Source organism: Citrobacter sp. 506 (assembly GCF_050434985.1).
Classification (GTDB): domain Bacteria; phylum Pseudomonadota; class Gammaproteobacteria; order Enterobacterales; family Enterobacteriaceae; genus Citrobacter; species Citrobacter braakii.
The window spans coordinates 19,022-35,364 of record NZ_JBNDJN010000001.1 but is presented as its reverse complement, the minus strand read 5'-3'; the positions used below and the strand labels follow the sequence as shown (position 1 = coordinate 35,364).

Sequence of the window (16,343 nt, the reverse complement as noted above, 5' to 3'; positions counted from 1 at the left end):
GGATCATGCGATATATAGCTGGCATTGACATAGGCAACTCATCAACGGAAGTCGCTCTGGCTACCCTCGATGAGTCTGGCGCACTGAGCATCACCGGCAGCGCGCTGGCAGAAACCACCGGAATTAAAGGCACATTACGTAATGTGTTTGGTATTCAGGAGGCACTTTCGCTGGCAGCAAAAAACGCCGGTATCAATGTCAGCGATATTTCGCTCATCCGTATTAACGAAGCCACCCCGGTCATTGGCGACGTAGCGATGGAAACGATAACCGAAACCATCATCACTGAATCCACCATGATCGGCCATAACCCTAAAACGCCGGGCGGCGTCGGATTAGGCGTTGGCGTCACTATTACGCCGGAAGACCTGCTCAGCCGTCCGGCGGATACGCCCTATATTCTGGTGGTGTCATCGGCATTTGATTTCGCCGATGTCGCCACGATGATTAATGCCTCCGTCCGCGCCGGATACCAGTTAACTGGCGTTATTTTGCAGCAGGACGATGGCGTATTGGTCAGTAATCGTCTGACTCACCCCTTGCCTATCGTCGATGAAGTTCTTCATATCGACCGCATCCCGTTAGGTATGCTGGCAGCCATTGAGGTCGCGATTCCAGGAAAAGTCATTGAAACGCTTTCTAACCCTTACGGGATTGCGACCGTTTTTGGCCTCAACGCCGACGAGACTAAAAACATTGTCCCGATGGCGCGGGCGCTGATTGGCAACCGTTCTGCCGTGGTCGTGAAAACGCCATCAGGTGATGTGAAAGCACGAGCCATTCCTGCCGGAAATCTGGAGCTACAGTCGCAGGGTCGTACCGTACGGGTCGACGTTGCAGCTGGCGCTGAAGCGATTATGAAAGCGGTTGGTGAATGCCCAAAACTGGATAACGTCACCGGAGAGGCTGGCACCAATATTGGCGGCATGCTGGAGCATGTGCGCCAGACAATGGCTGAATTAACCAACAAACCCAGCCACGAAATTTTTATTCAGGACCTGCTGGCAGTCGATACCTCGGTTCCCGTCAGCGTGACCGGCGGGCTAGCCGGTGAGTTCTCACTGGAACAGGCTGTCGGCATTGCTTCCATGGTGAAATCAGACCGCCTGCAAATGGCGATGATTGCTCAGGAAATCACGCAAAAGCTCAACATTGACGTCCAGGTTGGCGGCGCCGAAGCCGAAGCTGCCATTCTGGGGGCCTTAACCACCCCCGGCACGACGCGGCCACTGGCTATTCTGGACCTCGGTGCAGGATCGACCGACGCCTCCATCATCAACCCGAAAGGCGAAATTATTGCCACGCACCTGGCGGGTGCGGGCGATATGGTCACGATGATTATTGCCCGTGAACTGGGGCTGGAAGACCGTTATCTCGCTGAAGAGATCAAAAAGTACCCGCTGGCGAAAGTCGAGAGCTTGTTCCATCTTCGCCACGAAGATGGCAGCGTCCAGTTCTTCCCTACACCTCTCCCGCCAACGGTTTTTGCCCGCGTATGCGTAGTAAAACCCGATGAACTGGTGCCACTGCCAGGCGAACTGGCGCTGGAGAAAGTCCGGGCCATTCGCCGCAGCGCTAAGGAACGCGTTTTCGTCACCAACGCACTCAGAGCGCTACGTCAGGTGAGTCCGACCGGGAACATTCGGGATATTCCTTTTGTGGTGCTGGTTGGCGGCTCATCCCTGGACTTTGAAGTTCCGCAACTGGTCACCGATGCGCTGGCACACTATCGCCTGGTTGCCGGGCGCGGCAACATTCGTGGCACCGAAGGTCCGCGCAACGCGGTCGCGACAGGGCTGATTCTCTCCTGGTACAAGGCATTCGCTCATGGAAAGTAATCTCACCACGCCAGCCATCGTTATCTTCGCCACTGCTGGATGCACTGACGTCTGGAGTGATGTGCTGCTGGGTATTGAAGAAGAAGGGATCCCCTTTGTGATTCAGGAGAGCCCGTCAACTGACGTTATCCACAACGCATGGCTGGCGGCTTGCCAATCGCCGCTGCTGGTTGGCATTGGCTGCAGTCGCGAAAAACTGGTCGTGCACTATAAAAACTTACCCACATCAGCGCCACTATTTACGCTGACATATCAACAAGATAACTACGCCAAACGCAGCATTGGTAATAACGCTGCGCGGCTGGTTAAAGGCATTCCGTTTCGGGAATGCCACTCATAACCCACAGGAGAAAAGCAGTATGAATAACGCACTGGGACTGGTTGAAACAAAAGGGCTCGTCGGCGCTATTGAAGCCGCTGATGCCATGGTGAAATCCGCAAACGTGCAGTTGGTTGGTTACGAAAAAATCGGCTCAGGCCTGATCACCGTTATGGTTCGCGGCGATGTCGGCGCAGTGAAAGCTGCCGTAGATGCAGGAAGCGCTGCAGCAAGCGCCGTTGGCGAGGTGAAATCCTGCCACGTTATCCCACGTCCGCACAGCGACGTTGAAGCCATTTTACCTAAATCCGCATAAGTCGTTGCAACCAAGGAGCACAGCGTGAAGCAATCACTGGGATTACTTGAAGTTAGTGGTCTGGCATTAGCCATCAGTTGCGCGGACGTCATGGCGAAAGCCGCCTCCATCACGCTGGTGGGCCTCGAAAAAACCAACGGTTCAGGCTGGATGGTGATCAAGATAATCGGGGATGTGGCCTCCGTCCAGGCGGCCATTTCCACCGGTGTCAGTTTCGCTGACCAGCGAGATGGACTGGTGGCTCACAAAGTCATATCCAGACCAGGGGATGGCATTCTGTCACATAGCGTCATCCCGGAGTCTGAGCCAGCGCCCGCCCCGACACCGGTCGTACTACATGAAGAGATGACTGAGGACCATGCAGCGCCCGAAGTGCCGCAAGATGCAGAGTTGATTAGCTGCAATCTGTGTCTTGACCCTGCCTGCCCCCGTCAAAAAGGCGAGCCGCGCTCTCTTTGTCTGCACTCAGGCAAACGAGGTGAAGCGTGATGGATAAACAGCAACTGGAGACAACGGTCACCAAAGTTTTGGATGAAATGCGTGAGCGCCCTATTCCGCTAGGGATCTCTAATCGTCATATTCATCTATGCGCTGAAGATTACGACCGCTTGTTTCCCAATCACCCTATTAGTGAGAAAAAAGAGCTGCTGCAGCCCGGACAATATGCAGCAGACCAGACCGTCACGCTGGTGGGACCAAAAGGTCAGTTAAAAAATGTGCGCTTACTCGGCCCACTGCGTAGCACCAGTCAGGTCGAAATTTCTCGTACCGACGCTCGTACGTTGGGAATTGCTGCTCCACTACGGATGTCAGGCAGTATCGAGGGCACGCCAGGCGTTCGCCTTATCAGTCCATTTGCTGAACTGGACTTAGCATCCGGGGTAATCGTCGCCCAACGCCATATCCATATGTCGCCGCTCGATGCCCTAATCCTGCGCGTTTCCCATGGCGATAAAGTCTCTGTTGCCATTAATGGCGATGAACGTCGACTGATTTTCGATAACGTCGCCGTACGCGTTTCGCCGGATATGCGCCTTGAGATGCATATCGATACCGACGAAGCCAATGCTGCGGGCGCAGATAATCCGCAGGCATTTGCCACACTGGTGAGCCCGCGATGAACAACGAACTGCTGCAACGCATTATCGAGGAGGTTGTTTCCCGATTAAAAAAACGCGCGGAAAGCACGCTCTCGCTTAGCGTCGCGCAGTTACGGGAAATCGAACCACGGACATTGTGCTGCCAGTACTCATCGCTCCACCTCCTGCAGGCGGACCTGCCATTGCTGGAGCAAATTGCCGAGGGCTGCGCGGACAACATATCGGTGGTAACGATCCACGAAGCGCTGGCATGCGGAGTCCGCGTGAAAATTTCACTACAACACCGATTGTTACCCGCAATCCCCGTTAGAAAACTCGCGCGTCTGCCTCTGGAGTTCAGTGACGAGCTGGGGCGAATCATCGTTTTGCATCCTGACAAACTTCTCAGCTATGCCGACGTCGCCCAACTGAAGGGGGGCGTTCTGGTGCTACGTCGTCGATGTGTCGTGACGGCTCTGGCTCAGGACGCCGTCGGTACGCGAAATGTCCAATTAATTAAGCAGGAGTGAGCTATGCATCTGGCACGGGTTACAGGCGTTGTGGTTTCCACGCAAAAATCTCCATCACTGGTGGGGAAGAAACTGTTGCTGGTACGTCGGGTGAGTGCGGACGGAGAACTTCCCGCGTCCCCTGTGAGTGGAGATGAAGTCGCGGTTGATTCTGTCGGCGCTGGAACTGGAGAACTGGTATTACTCAGCAGTGGCTCCAGCGCCAGACACGTTTTTTCCGGCCCTAATGAGGCCATCGATCTGGCTATCGTCGGCATTGTCGACACGCTTTCTCGTTAGGAGGAACTATGGCGATTTATACCCGCACTGGCGATGCCGGCACAACGGCCCTCTTTACCGGGCAACGCGTGAGCAAAACGCACCCGCGCGTCGAGGCTTACGGTACGCTGGACGAACTTAATGCGGCGCTTAGCCTGTGTGTTTGCGCAGCGAAAAACCCGCAGCACCGCCAGTTACTCGAAAACATTCAACTGCAGCTTTTTTGGTTCAGCGCCGAGCTGGCAAGCGAAAGCGAACAGCCAGCGCCAGAGCAGCGCTACATCAGCTCAGAAGAAATTGCCGCGCTGGAGGCCGCTATCGATACAGCGATGGGAAGAGTCCCCTCCCTACGCAGCTTTATTTTACCTGGCCGCAGCGAAGCCGCCAGCCGTCTGCACTTTGCCCGCACGCTGGCCCGCCGCGCAGAGAGGCGACTGGTCGAACTCTCCACCGAGATTTCCGTCAGACACGTGCTGATGCGTTATATCAATCGCCTGTCCGACTGCTTATATGCGCTTGCACGAGCAGAAGATCATGACGCCCATCAAAACAACATTATTCAGAAAGTGGCGGAGCGTTATCTCGCAGCCATCCGTACATCAGCCACCAGGGAGCCGGCTATGTCTCTGTCTTTTCAGGAGCTCCACCAACTCACTCGCACTGCGGTAACGAGAGCAGAAGAACTTCAGGTTCCGGTCGTCATCAGCATTGTTGATGCGAACGGGACCCAAACGGTGACCTGGCGCATGCCTGACGCATTACTCGTCAGTAGCGAACTGGCACCGAAAAAAGCCTGGACCGCCGTGGCAATGAAAACCGCCACGCATGAGCTGACATCGGCAGTGCAGCCAGGCGCCGCGCTTTACGGTCTGGAAAGCCATATGCAGGGAAAAGTCGTCACCTTCGGTGGCGGGTACGCATTATGGCGTGAGGGGTTACTCCTTGGGGGTCTTGGCATCAGCGGGGGAAGCGTTGAGCAGGATATGGACATTGCAGAAACGGCCATTGCGGCAATTAACATGAGAATACATCAATGAACACTTCAGAACTTGAAACCCTTATTCGTAACATTTTGAGTGAGCAACTTGCACCGGCAAAAGCAGAAGTTAAGGGTAATGGAATTTTTCCGTCCGTTAGCGAAGCGATCGATGCCGCTCATCAGGCTTTTCTGCGTTATCAGCAATGTCCATTGAAAACCCGCAGCGCCATCATTAACGCCCTGCGAGAAGAACTGACGCCTCACCTTGCTTCATTGGCTGCTGAAAGCGCTGCCGAAACGGGAATGGGCAACAAAGAGGATAAGTTCCTTAAAAATAAAGCTGCGTTGGACAATACCCCGGGTATCGAAGATCTCACCACCACGGCGCTTACCGGCGACGGCGGCATGGTGTTATTCGAGTATTCACCCTTTGGGGTGATTGGTTCCGTCGCCCCCAGTACCAACCCGACGGAAACCATTATTAACAACAGCATCAGTATGCTGGCTGCGGGAAATAGCGTTTATTTTAGCCCACATCCAGGTGCAAAAGCGGTCTCACTGAAGCTGATTACCATGATTGAAGATATTGCTTTTCGCTGCTGCGGGATTCGGAATCTTGTCGTCACGGTCACAGAACCCACTTTTGAGGCTACCCAGCAGATGATGGCGCACCCTAAAATCGCAGTTCTGGCGATTACCGGTGGTCCAGGCATTGTTGCTATGGGCATGAAAAGCGGGAAAAAAGTCATTGGCGCAGGCGCAGGCAATCCTCCCTGCATTGTTGATGAAACAGCCGACCTGGTTAAGGCGGCGGAAGATATCATCAATGGCGCATCCTTTGATTACAACCTCCCCTGCATTGCTGAGAAGAGCCTGATTGTTGTTGATGCCGTTGCCGAACGACTGGTTCAACAAATGCAGTCTTTTGGCGCGATGCGACTCAATAGCGAAGAGATAGACAAACTGCGCGCAGTTTGTCTGCCAGAAGGAATAGCCAATAAACAACTGGTAGGGAAAAGCCCGGCAACCTTACTGGAAGCCGCGGGAATACCGGTTCCGGCAAAAGCACCTCGATTACTGATAGGTATCGTCAAGGCTGACGACCCATGGGTTACCAGCGAGCAACTGATGCCAATGCTCCCCATCGTAACGGTGAGCGATTTTGACAGCGCGTTAACGTTGGCCCTGAAGGTTGAAGAGGGATTGCATCACACCGCCATTATGCATTCGCAAAATGTGTCACGTCTGAACCTTGCCGCGCGCACGCTTCAGACCTCCATTTTTGTGAAAAATGGCCCCTCTTATGCTGGGATTGGCGTTGGTGGTGAAGGCTTTACCACCTTCACCATCGCAACGCCGACCGGTGAAGGAACGACATCTGCGCGCACTTTCGCACGCTCTCGTCGTTGCGTGCTGACAAACGGTTTTTCTATTCGCTAATGGGGCCGTTATGAAAAGCTTTTCACTGCAAACTCGATTATACAGCGGCCAGGGAAGCCTGGATGTGCTTAAGCGCTTCACGAATAAGCATATCTGGATTATCTGCGATGGTTTTCTCGCGCGTTCTCCCCTGATTGAAAAGCTGCGCGACGCGCTGCCAGCGGATAACCGCATCAGCATTTTCAGCGATATCACCCCCGATCCCACCATTAGCACGGTAGTACAAGGGATTGCGCAAATGCAGTCCCTACGACCGGACGTCGTCATTGGTTTTGGCGGTGGATCTGCACTGGACGCCGCAAAAGCCATCGTCTGGTTCAGCCGACAGTTCGGTATTGAGATTGAAACCTGCGTTGCAATTCCCACCACCAGCGGCACGGGATCGGAGGTGACCAGCGCCTGCGTGATTAGCGATCCGGATAAAGGCATTAAGTATCCATTATTTAATAATGCGCTTTATCCGGACATGGCCATCCTTGATCCGACGCTGGTCGTCAGCGTTCCACCAGCCATAACCGCGAATACCGGCATGGACGTATTAACGCATGCGCTGGAGGCTTATGTATCCACGAAAGCCAGCGACTTCACCGATGCGCTGGCTGAAAAAGCGGCACAAATTGTCTTCCAGTACCTGCCTGTCGCCGTCAGCAAAGGCGACTGCCTGGCAACCAGAGGAAAAATGCACAACGCGTCAACGCTCGCGGGAATGGCATTCAGTCAGGCTGGTCTGGGTATCAATCATGCGATTGCCCATCAGTTGGGCGGCCAGTTTCATCTGCCCCACGGACTTGCCAATGCGCTGCTGCTGACCCATGTCATTCATTTTAATGCCCGCGATCCGCGGGCCGCGAAGCGCTACGCCCGTTTCGCTAAAGCCTGCCACCTATGCCCGGATAACGCGAACGATACGGCGGCACTGAATGCGCTAATTCGTCATATAGAGCTACTCAAAAAACAGTGTGCGTTACCTTCTTTTGCTGACGCGCTTAAAGACGGAAAGCAAGCCTGGTCACAACGTATACCGTCGATGGTTCAGGCCGCGCTGGCTGATGTCACGCTGCAAACCAATCCTCGTGTTGCCGACGCCAGCGCCATGCAGGAACTGCTTGAGGAATTATTATGAAGACAGCCATGACGGCAGAGTCCACGCTTTATGATGCGCAGACAATTCGCGAACGCGTTCGCGCAGCGGGTGTTGTCGGGGCCGGAGGCGCAGGCTTTCCAGCTCACGTAAAATTACAGGCGCAGGTCGATACGTTTCTGGTCAATGCGGCAGAATGTGAGCCGATGCTGAAAGTTGACCAGCAATTGATGGCCGTTCAGGCTGAGCGACTTATCCGCGGCGTTCAATATGCCATGACGGCTACCGGGGCCAGGGCCGGTATTATTGCGCTCAAAGAGAAATATCAAAAGGCTATCAATGCGTTAACGCCCCTTCTGCCTGCCGGGATCCGCTTACATATTTTGCCTGATGTCTACCCGGCTGGTGACGAGGTTTTGACCATCTGGATGGCGACGGGCCGGAGAGTTCCGCCTGCCGCGTTGCCGGTCAGCGTCGGCGTGGTGGTCAATAACGTCCAGACTGTACTCAACATCGCCAGAGCCGTTGAGCAGCAATACCCGGTTACGCGCCGTACCCTGACCGTTAATGGCGCGGTCGCCAGACCAATCACTCTTACCGTCCCTATCGGAATGTCTTTACGTGAGGTTCTGGCGCTGGCCGGTGGTGCTACCGTTGACGATCCCGGTTTTATTAACGGTGGTCCGATGATGGGCGGCCTGATTACCTCACTGGATACCCCAGTCAGCAAGACCACCGGGGGACTGCTGGTTTTACCAAAGTCTCATGCGTTGATTCAGCGGCGGATGCAGGATGAACGCACCGTGCTTTCCGTCGCAAAAACCGTTTGCGAGCAGTGTCGTTTGTGTACGGATTTGTGCCCAAGACATTTGATCGGTCATGAATTATCGCCGCACCTGCTGGTTCGCGCGGTTAATTATCAGCAGGCGGCCACTCCGCAGTTACTGCTCACGGCCCTGACCTGTTCAGAATGCAATGTATGTGAAAGCGTAGCCTGTCCGGTTGGGATTTCACCGATGCGAATTAACCGCATGCTTAAACGCGAGCTACGGGCGCTCAACCATCGTTATGAAGGGCCGTTAAATCCTGAGGATGAAATGGCGAAGTATCGGCTTATTCCGGTGAAGCGCCTTATTACCAAACTGGGCCTTAGCGACTGGTATCACGATGCGCCACTGGCTGAGACTGATTATCCCACAGATAAAACGACGCTGTTGCTACGCCAGCATATTGGTGCCAGCGCCATCCCATGTGTACTGCAGGGCGAACACGTTGTTCGCGGTCAATGCGTTGCCGATGTGCCGTCCGGTGCATTAGGCGCACCTGTCCACGCCAGTATTGACGGTATTGTCAGCGAAATTACTGAGCAATCCATCACGGTAATAAGAGGTTAATCATGTCTCAGGCTATAGGGATTTTAGAACTCACCAGCATTGCCAAAGGAATGGAAGCTGGCGATGCCATGTTAAAAAGCGCGAATGTGAATTTACTGGTCAGCAAGACCATCTGCCCGGGTAAATTTCTGCTCATGCTCGGTGGTGACGTAGGCGCAGTACAACAGGCGATCGCCACCGGAACTTCTCTTGCTGGCGATATGCTCGTTGATAGTCTGGTACTACCCAACATTCACGCCAGCGTACTTCCTGCGATCAGTGGACTTAACAGCGTGGATAAGCATCAGGCCGTGGGCATTGTTGAAACATGGAGCGTTGCGGCCTGCATCTGCGCCGCCGACCGTGCGGTTAAAGCCTCCAATGTCACGCTGGTACGCGTCCATATGGCATTTGGTATTGGCGGCAAGTGCTACATGGTTGTCGCTGGCGATGTGTCTGATGTGAATAACGCAGTGACAGTTGCCAGTGAAAGTGCAGGTGAAAAAGGTCTGTTGGTTTACCGTTCGGTCATCCCTCGTCCGCATGAAAGCATGTGGCGACAGATGGTGGAGGGATAATGGAAAGACAACCCACCACGGATCGTATGATTCAGGAATATGTTCCTGGCAAGCAGGTTACGCTGGCGCATCTTATCGCTAATCCGGGTAAAGATTTATTCAAGAAACTGGGATTACCAGAGTCGGTTTCCGCAATCGGTATTCTGACGATTACCCCCAGCGAAGCCTCAATCATCGCCTGTGATATCGCCACGAAATCCGGGGCGGTAGAGATTGGTTTTCTCGACCGTTTTACCGGCGCTGTGGTACTGACGGGCGATGTTTCCGCCGTAGAGTACGCGCTGAAACAGGTAACCCGGACGCTGGGCGAAATGATGCGTTTTACCGCCTGTCCCATCACCCGGACATAATCTCATGAAACGCATAATGCTAATTGGCCCCAGCCAGTGCGGTAAAACGTCACTCACGCAGTGCATGCGGGGAGAGGCGCTTCACTATCAGAAGACCCAGGCCATTGTCTGGTCTCCCACAACGATAGACACACCGGGTGAATATCTCGAAAACCGCTGCCTGTACAGCGCGCTGCTGGCCAGCGCCTGTGAAGCAGACATCATCGCGCTGGTTCTCAATGCTGACGCGCCGTGGTCACCTTTTTCTCCAGGTTTTACTGGTCCGATGAACCGACCCGTTATCGGCCTCGTCACCAAAGCCGATTTAGCCAGCCCGCAGCGTATTTCTCTCGTGGAGAGTTGGCTAGTTCAGGCTGGCGCGCAACAAGTATTTGTCACCAGCGCGCTGGAGAATACCGGGGTCGATGAGATGTTCATTTTTCTGAATGCAAAGGAACCTTCATGTCTCACAAAATAATGGCCATTAATGCAGGCAGTTCCTCGCTTAAGTTTCAGCTTCTGGCGATGCCGCAGGGTGAAATGATTTGCCAGGGACTGATCGAGCGTATCGGTATGTCTGATGCGCAAGTCACCCTAAAAACACCAGCGCAAAAATGGCAGGAGACGTTGCCCGTAGCCGATCACCGTGAAGCAGTAACGCTGCTACTGGAAAAACTGCTCAGTCACAATATTATCAGCAGTCTTGAAGAGATCGACGGCGTAGGCCATCGCGTCGCACACGGTGGAGAATCCTTCAAAGATTCCGCGCGGGTAACCGATGAAACACTGGCGGAAATCGAACGCCTTGCGGAACTGGCACCGCTTCATAACCCGGTTAATGCGTTGGGGATTGCGGTATTTCGCCAGCTACTGCCGAAAACGCCGGCTGTTGCGGTTTTTGACACGGCTTTTCATCAGACCCTTGATGAGCCTTCTTTCATCTATCCCCTGCCCTGGCGCTACTACTCAGAGCTGGGTATTCGTCGTTATGGTTTTCATGGTACCAGCCACAAGTATGTCAGCGCTCAGCTTGCTGAAAAGCTGGGCGTGCCGCTCAGCGCCCTGCGGGTTGTTTGTTGTCATCTGGGCAACGGCAGCAGCATCTGCGCTATCAAAGGCGGACACTCGGTAAATACCTCCATGGGTTTTACGCCGCAGTCTGGCGTAATGATGGGCACGCGAAGTGGCGATATTGATCCATCCATTCTGCCGTGGATTGCCCTGCGTGAAGGCAAAACCCCGCAGCAGCTCAACCAATTGCTCAACAATGAGTCCGGATTACTCGGAGTTTCTGGTGTTTCACCCGACTACCGGGATGTTGAACATGCCGCAAATACGGGCAATCACCAGGCAGCACTGGCGTTGACGCTTTTTGCCGAGCGGATTCGCGCCACTATTGGCAGCTATATTATGCAGATGGGCGGTCTGGATGCGCTGGTGTTTACCGGGGGAATTGGTGAAAATTCAGCGCGGGCTCGCGCCGCGATTTGCCACAACCTGAATTTCTTAGGTCTGGCCGTTGATGAAGAAAAAAATCAGCGTAACGCCACCTTTATTCAGACGGAAAATGCGGTGGTTAAAGTGGCGGTGATTAATACCAATGAAGAGCTGATGATAGCCCAGGACGTTATGCGTTTAGCGATATCAGAAACTGTGACATTGGGCATTCCCGCCTGATATTGCCGAACCGCAAATTGCGGCAAATCATGGTAATAGCGCGATCGCCATGACACTATGCGCCGAGGATTGCTGAACACAAAGGTGAAGACGTGGCTGTTGCGCAATGTCCCGCATCGTGCGGAGAACTTATCCAGGGCTGGATTCTGGGGAGTGAGAAACTGGTCTCCTGCCCGGTCGAATGGTATAGCACCGTTGAGGTCACTTCAGGCTCACCGCTGACAGATGAACGTCCACTTTCTCGGGCAATGGTTAACAGGTTATTACAGCACTGGCAGTACCCGGCGCATCTCAGTCAGGATATCCGGATAGATGTTCAGTCAACCATTCCTATCGCGAAAGGAATGGCCAGCAGCACTGCGGATATTGCCGCCACGGCCATCGCCGCAGCGCATTATCTGGGCCATCAACTGGACGAGCCAACACTGGCACAGCTTTGCGTTTCTCTGGAGCCAACCGACAGCACCGTTTTTCGTAAGCTAACCCTTTTCGATCATAACAACGCTTCCACGCAAATTGGTTGTGAAGCTCAGCCTCAACTCGATCTGCTGGTTCTCGAAAGCCCTGAAACATTGCGTACCGCGGATTATCACCGTATTCCACGTCATTTCGGCTTGCAGGCGGGAGCTGCGGCCCTCCAACGGGCATGGGAAAAAGTACAGGAAGCCTGTATTAGCCAAAATCCTTACCGGTTGGGAGAAGCGGCTACGCTTAGCGCAATCGCCAGCCAATTGCTGTTACCAAAGCCGGATTTTGATTCACTATTAGCGCTGGTGGAAGAATGTGATTTATACGGCGTCAACGTCGCGCACAGCGGCAGCGTAGTCGGACTGATGCTGGACAGAAATCGTCATGATGTGGATTACATTAAATGGATGTTGACGCAGAAAAAACTTACGATTCACTGGCCGGAACAGCATTTGTTACGCATGGTGACGGGCGGGGTCGAACTGCAATAAGGGTCGCCGCGCGGCAGCGACCCGGACAAGCATAAAATCGTTACTCGGCTTTCGCTTCGCCGTTTTTCACTTCGCCCATGGCTTTCAGCTTTTTAGAGATATCGCGGCGTTCTTTAGAGATCTCTGCGTTTTTGATGATGTAGTCATCAACACGATCTTCATAATCGCTTTTCATGCTGGCAATGATGCCCTGAATCGCTTCCACGCTCATACCAGGCTTGATGTAATCGCTCAGGTTGTCCAACAGCAGAACGCGTTTCTGGTTGTCACGGATCTTTTTCTCAACGTCCTGGATTTCACGTTGCAGTTTGTTTTTACGACGGAACAGACGAACAAATTCCAGCACGTCCTGGAAAGAAGGCTTGGTAGTTTCCATTTTTACACCCCTGATAATGTGAGATTCGGATTCGTTAAAACAACGGCTAAAGTGGGTCAACATTACTTTCATGCCCGCCATACTTCAAGTTGCATCTGCATCGACAATGCATGGTTGAAACCTGAGTTATCGAGGGTAAAGCCATTGCAGTTACCAATGGTTTTAGCCTTTTTCAGTATCATACCTCTAATCTTTGCTGAATCGAAGCAGCAGTAGAACCAATCCCCTCATCTGCTCTTTATTTGCGCAGTGCGCGACAGATTAAATGTGAAAGTAACTCCAGTTGTCGAGCCATCTCCATGTTCAACCAAACGTAGCCGTGAATGGGCGTTTCTGCGACATTATCGCCTTTATGCTCAGCAATAAGCTGACGCAGCTCTGCTACGGTGTCATTGAGCTTTTCCGTATTGGCAAGCACCGGCTGCGGATTACCTTCATACAAGGCGTGGGTTATTGTCAGTAGTGCCTGCTGGGTCCTGAGCTGAGTTTCACGCAGCGTATGCGCATTCAACATGACAAAGTGGCTGGTACGGCTGGCCCACAGCGCATTAATTTGCAGCTCGAGCATGCAGACCAGATTGCGATTCACCGTCTGAATAGCCTCAAAGATCGATTTTTGAATGCGGGTTTCCTTGCTGGCAGGAGCGATGAGCCCACGCATTTTGACAACGTCGCTCAACAGTTGTTGTAAATGTTTTTCCAGCCGCGGTTGCTCGAGCAGATTGGGGGATAGCGCGGCCTGATACACCCGATTGTACCCCGTGACACAATGCGCCAGTTGGATACGCCAGTGTATAAATGCCCGCTGCGGCCAGATGCCGGTAAACAGCATCGCCAGTAACGACCCCAGAATAACATCACCACCGCGCCATAACGCGGTGTTCATATCTCCGGCAGGCGCACCCACGACCACGGCAAGCGTTATGCCAATCAGCAGCGCCTGATACGGCCTTTTACCCAGCGCCAGCCAGCCGCAGAGAAACATCGCTACCGCGCACCATATCAGCATTAACGGCAGCGAGAAGAGTTCCAGACGCAGGGCAACCAGTCCCAGGACCGAGCCCAGGATCGTGCCACCTATACGTTCAAAGGCCCTGGGAACAACGTTACCCCAAAAAGATATTGGCCCCATAATCACCACCAGCGTGATCAGAGGCCATGTACCTTCGGGAATGTTTAACAGGCGTACCAACAGAAAAGTAAGGAGAAACGCCAGCGCAATGCGAATACCATGCACCACACGATAATGACGATACAAACGAATTTCAAAAGGACTCAGCGATTTGTCTGCACGCACTCATGCACTCCGTCAGGGAATAGCAAAGAAGCGAATTGTACCTGTTTTTAGCGTGAAAAGATCATCCTGATTTACACCCCAAACAGTTACTTCGTCTGCACTGGCACGTACATTTCAATGTCCCAGTAACCGTCCTCCATGCCATTGTTCATATAAACTTCAAAGCAGGGTTTAGCGGCTATCGCATAAGTCGTATCCTGCAACAGGCGCTCGAAGAACTGATACCAAGGCGTCGCAAAATCGTGATTCTCAACGCGCGCAACGGCGACAGCATAGTCGCCACCCGCCAGTTCGGTGAGGATCACCCCTTCGCTGTTTTCCGGGATTTCAAAACCTTGAGGCACAGAAACCACGGTATCACAGCGCAGTTTTTCCGCAGGAACAACATCAGGGTTGTCGTAATAAACAGCAATCCATTCCAACGGCACAATCTGTTTACCGTCGACCCACTTCATTAATTGCTCAAACCCCTGCTTCACCGTTTGTTCCCACGGTCCAACCATATGGAAACCGGCAATCATGCGTTTATCGACCAGCTTTATCTCGTACTCCATACAACCTCCACTGTTACACTGTATTTATATACAGTGTAATTTCTGGCTATGTCGGCCACAAGGAAATAGTGATTATTATGTGAGCAGATTCGCACTCTTGCCAGTCAGACGCATCAGGAAAAACTACGCCTTGTGGTGGAAATAATCGCTCAGGCGCGAGAAAACGCCGCCTTCGCCGACGGATTCCAGCGTAACCAGAGGCCAATGCGCCACCAGCTTATCCCGATCGTAGAGTTCAATTTCCCCCACACGTTGATGCGCAGCGATGGGAGCAACCAGCTCTTTCTTATCAAGGACATATTTTGCTTTGATGTTAGGGACTTCTGCTTTAGGCAGGGCCATCCAGAAATCCTGCTCGGTTCCGAGGCTGATTTTTTCTTTATCGCCATACCAGATCCGTTCAGTGCCAACCTGCTTACCGCTACGCAAAACCTGCACTGTATCGAAGTTGTGTTGCCCCCATTGCAGCAGTTTACGCGCCTGATCTTCGCGCCCTTTCGCACTCTCCGCGCCCATCACCACCGCAATCAGGCGGCGCTGACCATCGACGGCGGAAGCAATCAGGTTAAACCCGGCTCCGGACGTATGCCCTGTCTTCAGGCCATCTACGTTCATGGTTTTATCCCACAACAAACCGTTACGGTTTTGCTGTGTGATGCCGTTCCAGGTAAGGCTTTTCTCACTGTACATATGGTAGAAATCCGGTTCCCCGTGGATGATAGCGCGAGACAGCACGGCCAGGTCGTACGCGGAGCTATGCTGACCCGGCGCATCCAGACCATGTACCGTTTCAAAATGGGTGTCCTGCAGGTTCAGTTTTTGCGCATAGTTGTTCATCATCGCGACAAACTGCGGCTGCCCTCCGGCGATGTAATCCGCCAGTGCCACGCAGGCATCATTACCGGAATCAACAATTAACCCACGGCTGAGGTCGCGTACCGAAACGCGATCCCCTTCTTTCAGGAACATCAAGGATGAACCGACAAATACCGGATTATCTTTTGCCCATGCATCGCGCCCGACGGTCACAATATCTGTCGGACTAATACGCTTGCTGTCAATTGCGCGATCGACAACATAGCCAGTCATCAGTTTCGTCAGGCTGGCAGGATTGCGCTGCTGGTGTTCATTACCGGCTGTCAGGATTTGGCCCGTGGTGTAATCCATTAACACCCATGCCCCGGCAGTAATCGCAGGAGGTTGTGGGGCGAAGCTCACGGCATCGCTCGCGTAGGCGGGCGAAAAACTCATCGTTAATAGTGAAGCGGCAATAAACAAACGGCGTTTCAACAGCATGTCCTCAGGAAAGGGAGAAATAGCCGTTCTTTTTACGGAAGTTCTGTCGAACAAACATGGATAA

General features: G+C 53.2%; 20 protein-coding genes. 16 read left to right on the top strand and 4 right to left on the bottom strand.

Annotated elements, in window-relative coordinates; genetic code table 11:
* The first annotated feature begins 5 nt into the window (after positions 1 to 5).
* The 16 genes from ABIE10_RS00195 (at position 6) to ABIE10_RS00120 (ending at position 12,756) form a co-directional block, all read left to right on the top strand.
* On the top strand, positions 6 to 1,838 hold the full coding sequence (locus tag ABIE10_RS00195; RefSeq protein WP_019077098.1) for a diol dehydratase reactivase subunit alpha: 1,833 nt from the start codon (positions 6 to 8) through the stop codon (positions 1,836 to 1,838).
* Positions 1,828 to 2,178, top strand: a complete 351-nt coding sequence (locus ABIE10_RS00190; protein ID WP_200051474.1) for a glycerol dehydratase reactivase beta/small subunit family protein — start codon at positions 1,828 to 1,830, stop codon at positions 2,176 to 2,178. Before ABIE10_RS00195 ends, ABIE10_RS00190 begins: the two co-directional genes overlap by 11 nt.
* 19 nt (positions 2,179 to 2,197) lie before the next feature.
* Complete coding sequence (pduJ, locus tag ABIE10_RS00185; protein WP_001057752.1) at positions 2,198 to 2,473, top strand: propanediol utilization microcompartment protein PduJ; 276 nt, start codon at positions 2,198 to 2,200, stop codon at positions 2,471 to 2,473.
* Positions 2,474 to 2,497: 24 nt separating this feature from the next.
* Positions 2,498 to 2,962: a BMC domain-containing protein gene (locus tag ABIE10_RS00180; protein WP_049281917.1), complete on the top strand. Its 465-nt coding sequence runs from the start codon at positions 2,498 to 2,500 to the stop codon at positions 2,960 to 2,962.
* Positions 2,962 to 3,594, top strand: coding sequence for a phosphate propanoyltransferase (locus tag ABIE10_RS00175; RefSeq protein ID WP_016153533.1), 633 nt, complete (start codon positions 2,962 to 2,964; stop codon positions 3,592 to 3,594). Before ABIE10_RS00180 ends, ABIE10_RS00175 begins: the two co-directional genes overlap by 1 nt.
* A complete protein-coding gene (gene pduM, locus ABIE10_RS00170) occupies positions 3,591 to 4,082 on the top strand; it encodes a microcompartment protein PduM (protein ID WP_016156875.1) in 492 nt (163 codons plus the stop codon). The genes ABIE10_RS00175 and pduM overlap by 4 nt, the downstream gene beginning before the upstream one ends.
* Positions 4,083 to 4,085: 3 nt before the next feature.
* Positions 4,086 to 4,361, top strand: coding sequence for a EutN/CcmL family microcompartment protein (locus tag ABIE10_RS00165; RefSeq protein ID WP_003030211.1), 276 nt, complete (start codon positions 4,086 to 4,088; stop codon positions 4,359 to 4,361).
* An 8-nt stretch (positions 4,362 to 4,369) separates the two neighbouring features.
* Positions 4,370 to 5,377 (top strand): two-domain cob(I)yrinic acid a,c-diamide adenosyltransferase PduO, encoded by a 1,008-nt coding sequence (gene pduO / locus ABIE10_RS00160; protein ID WP_049281918.1) that lies wholly within the window; start codon positions 4,370 to 4,372, stop codon positions 5,375 to 5,377.
* Entirely contained in the window at positions 5,374 to 6,759 is a 1,386-nt protein-coding gene (gene pduP, locus ABIE10_RS00155) for a CoA-acylating propionaldehyde dehydrogenase PduP (protein ID WP_047415486.1), read from the top strand. The genes pduO and pduP overlap by 4 nt, the downstream gene beginning before the upstream one ends.
* A 10-nt stretch (positions 6,760 to 6,769) precedes the next feature.
* The gene (locus ABIE10_RS00150; RefSeq protein ID WP_016156879.1) at positions 6,770 to 7,882 is read left to right on the top strand and encodes a 1-propanol dehydrogenase PduQ; all 1,113 of its coding nucleotides are present in this window, start codon (positions 6,770 to 6,772) and stop codon (positions 7,880 to 7,882) included.
* Positions 7,879 to 9,234 carry a cobalamin reductase PduS gene (gene pduS, locus ABIE10_RS00145; RefSeq protein ID WP_047499008.1) on the top strand — a complete coding sequence of 452 codons (1,356 nt, stop codon included), beginning with the start codon at positions 7,879 to 7,881 and terminating at the stop codon, positions 9,232 to 9,234. The genes ABIE10_RS00150 and pduS overlap by 4 nt, the downstream gene beginning before the upstream one ends.
* A 2-nt stretch (positions 9,235 to 9,236) precedes the next feature.
* Positions 9,237 to 9,791 carry a propanediol utilization microcompartment protein PduT gene (pduT, locus tag ABIE10_RS00140; protein ID WP_279265676.1) on the top strand — a complete coding sequence of 185 codons (555 nt, stop codon included), beginning with the start codon at positions 9,237 to 9,239 and terminating at the stop codon, positions 9,789 to 9,791.
* Positions 9,791 to 10,141, top strand: coding sequence for a propanediol utilization microcompartment protein PduU (pduU, locus tag ABIE10_RS00135; RefSeq protein WP_016156881.1), 351 nt, complete (start codon positions 9,791 to 9,793; stop codon positions 10,139 to 10,141). Before pduT ends, pduU begins: the two co-directional genes overlap by 1 nt.
* 4 nt (positions 10,142 to 10,145) lie before the next feature.
* Positions 10,146 to 10,598 (top strand): propanediol utilization protein PduV, encoded by a 453-nt coding sequence (gene pduV / locus ABIE10_RS00130; RefSeq protein ID WP_046275682.1) that lies wholly within the window; start codon positions 10,146 to 10,148, stop codon positions 10,596 to 10,598.
* Entirely contained in the window at positions 10,583 to 11,797 is a 1,215-nt protein-coding gene (locus ABIE10_RS00125; protein WP_279265675.1) for an acetate/propionate family kinase, read from the top strand. The genes pduV and ABIE10_RS00125 overlap by 16 nt, the downstream gene beginning before the upstream one ends.
* A gap of 92 nt (positions 11,798 to 11,889) precedes the next feature.
* Complete coding sequence (locus ABIE10_RS00120; RefSeq protein ID WP_429154274.1) at positions 11,890 to 12,756, top strand: L-threonine kinase; 867 nt, start codon at positions 11,890 to 11,892, stop codon at positions 12,754 to 12,756.
* A 40-nt stretch (positions 12,757 to 12,796) separates the two neighbouring features.
* On the opposite strand, the gene ABIE10_RS00115 is transcribed toward ABIE10_RS00120, so the two are convergent.
* The 4 genes from ABIE10_RS00115 to dacD all read right to left on the bottom strand — a co-directional run bounded on the left by ABIE10_RS00115 (position 12,797) and on the right by dacD (position 16,279).
* Positions 12,797 to 13,132 carry a DUF496 family protein gene (locus ABIE10_RS00115; protein ID WP_003834176.1) on the bottom strand — a complete coding sequence of 112 codons (336 nt, stop codon included), beginning with the start codon at positions 13,130 to 13,132 and terminating at the stop codon, positions 12,797 to 12,799.
* 238 nt (positions 13,133 to 13,370) lie between these two features.
* Positions 13,371 to 14,429: an FUSC family protein gene (locus tag ABIE10_RS00110; protein ID WP_016156885.1), complete on the bottom strand. Its 1,059-nt coding sequence runs from the start codon at positions 14,427 to 14,429 to the stop codon at positions 13,371 to 13,373.
* Positions 14,430 to 14,515: 86 nt separating this feature from the next.
* Positions 14,516 to 14,983, bottom strand: a complete 468-nt coding sequence (sbmC, locus tag ABIE10_RS00105; RefSeq protein WP_235117110.1) for a DNA gyrase inhibitor SbmC — start codon at positions 14,981 to 14,983, stop codon at positions 14,516 to 14,518.
* A gap of 123 nt (positions 14,984 to 15,106) precedes the next feature.
* A complete protein-coding gene (dacD, locus tag ABIE10_RS00100; protein ID WP_019077106.1) occupies positions 15,107 to 16,279 on the bottom strand; it encodes a serine-type D-Ala-D-Ala carboxypeptidase DacD in 1,173 nt (390 codons plus the stop codon).
* Between the last annotated feature and the right edge of the window lie 64 nt (positions 16,280 to 16,343).